The sequence below is a fragment of the Aurantimicrobium sp. genome (assembly GCF_036667855.1).
Taxonomy (GTDB): Bacteria; Actinomycetota; Actinomycetes; order Actinomycetales; family Microbacteriaceae; genus Aurantimicrobium.
Window position 1 is genome coordinate 1 of sequence record NZ_JAVWTF010000109.1, and the last position, 1,701, is coordinate 1,701.

A 1,701-nucleotide genomic window follows, 5' to 3' on the forward strand; every position below is an offset into this window, starting at 1 on the left:
ACATTTCCAACAACAACTAATCCCATTCTTTAAAAGGCTACTAATCATGTGCGGAATCCACGGTGTTATCTCGGCTCGTTCCTTCTACAACAAGCCGCTGTGCGACTTCATTCGTCAGGCATTCATTGCCAACACCCTGCGTGGTGTTGACAGCAGCGGTATGTTCCAGATCGGTACGGCTAAGGGGTCGGTGTATCTCCACAAGGATGCAACGGCCGGCTGGAATTTCGTGACGCAGACCGAGACTGAAGCTCTGATCCGTGACACGGACACCAGTCAGTTCACCGTCTGCCACGTCCGCGCAAAGACGCAGGGTGCAGTGAAGAAGGATAACGCTCACCCGTTCGTCGGCTTCACTGACGATGACAAGCGCGTCATCGGTGTGCACAACGGTACGCTGCACAGCTGGAAACATAAGCCAAGTGGTAAGGACTACGATGTGGACAGTGCATGGGCCATCCAGCAGATTGCTGAGCGTGGTCATGCAGCCATTCAGGAATTGCAGGGTGCCTTCGCCATCGTGTACTGGGATGAAGAATCCCCGAAGAAGATCAACTTCGTCCGCAACTCCCAGCGTCCGATGCACTTCCTGTTCTCGAAGGATCGCAAGCACATGATGTTTGCCAGTGAGGCAGGCATGCTGTTGTGGCTGGCTGATCGTGTGAAGTTCACGCACGACGGTAAGATCCGTGAGCTGCCGGTTGACACTGTTGTCACCTTCGATACCTCGGGTGATGTGCTGACGTGGGACACCACCAAGCTGAAGATGGCAGTGTCCACCAGCAGCTATGACAACAGCGGTTACAACTACGGTAACTATGGCAACGCCACTGTCTACTCGGGTAGCAACCATGGCAATACTCAGCCGGGTGATTACGCCATCGCCAACTACAAGCCGCCTGCGGTTGTTAATATGCTGGGGCGGTGGGATGACTTCATGAAGCTTGGTGTCACTGGCACTGCTGGTGTCCCGCAGAATGCTCGTCCGCTCTGCGAGGTAGCGGATGGCGGGTGCGGTGACTTTCCGGAAGATGACATCCAAGCCCAGGGTGATGCTGGTGACAGTGCCCTCCGCGCGTTCATGTACGACCCGGAGTTCAAGTTCCCTGAAAATCTCATCCCTCCTTTCCACCATCTTCACGTGGATGAGGAAGAAGTAAAGCGTGCGAAGGACGCCGACCTGTTCGGCGCCATCATCACTGCCGAATGGGAAACGTACTACGGTAAGAATAAGACCCTGTTCGGTTGCTTCGAGGACAGTGCCACTGGTATCGGCTACGACATTGCTCTGCGTGAAACCAGCAAGCGCACTGCTGATCGCCTGCTCGGTAAGACTGCCGACATGGTGATCGTTGGTGTCGAAGAAGATGGTAGCTTCGTTGTTCACAATATCACCAAGCGTATGCGTCAGTTCGCTGCGCAGTAACCAAGGAAATCCTCATGCGTATCAAGACAAAGAATGTGATCGAACTGCACGACCTCGACGAGTTGGTTGTGAAGACTTATGGTAGAACGTACAGCTTCCAGCAACAGGATGGTTGCAAGAGCCGGGGGATTGTGGAGGTCACGATCCCAGAGTCACATCCATACGACTTCAATAGGGATACTGTTCCTGAAGTGGTGAACGGAAATGAAATGGGTGTGAGCTTTGCAGCGTGGCTGGCTCGTGATGCAAAGCAGCTCATTCCGAGCGACACAGAA

General features: G+C 53.9%; 2 protein-coding genes. Both read left to right on the forward strand.

Annotated features, from left to right (window positions below):
- Positions 1-46 precede the first annotated feature (46 nt).
- Positions 47-1,426, forward strand: a complete 1,380-nt coding sequence (locus RR877_RS10515; RefSeq protein ID WP_332628225.1) for a class II glutamine amidotransferase — start codon at positions 47-49, stop codon at positions 1,424-1,426.
- Between the two features lie 14 nt (positions 1,427-1,440).
- Positions 1,441-1,701, forward strand: a 261-nt coding sequence (locus RR877_RS10520) for a hypothetical protein (RefSeq protein WP_332628227.1), incomplete at its 3' end; no start/stop codon positions are given.